This window comes from Streptococcus sp. 1032 (assembly GCF_013277015.1).
Taxonomy (GTDB): domain Bacteria; phylum Bacillota; class Bacilli; order Lactobacillales; family Streptococcaceae; genus Streptococcus.
In genome coordinates this window covers 439-754 of the sequence record NZ_VMMD01000037.1, presented here as the reverse complement: position 1 = coordinate 754, position 316 = coordinate 439, and the positions used below count along the sequence as shown (strand labels likewise).

Sequence of the window (316 nt, the reverse complement as noted above, 5' to 3'; positions counted from 1 at the left end):
AGAAAGAAGCAGAAGATGCCGTAACAGCAGCTAAGCAAGCAGCAACAGATGCATTAGCTAAAGGTGACGATGCGACAGCGGCTGAAGTTCAAGCAGCGAAAGAAAAAGTAACCGCAGCTCAAGGTAAGTTGGACAAAGCGAAAGAGAAGTTAGTCGATAAAGCAGACAAGACAGCTCTAACGCAAGCGAATAATGCCTTAGGCAGCGAAATCACAAGTGCACCAGACACAGCTGACAAGCCAGCAAGCAAAGTGACTGCCTATAACGACGCTAAGCAAAAAGCAGAAGCAGCTAAGAAAGCAGCGGAAGCTGTAAT

The 316-nt window shown here is 46.8% G+C and carries 1 pseudogene; it reads left to right on the top strand.

Annotated features, from left to right (window positions below):
• Positions 1 to 316: pseudogene (locus HT711_RS10940) on the top strand (peptidase); the annotation flags it as partial.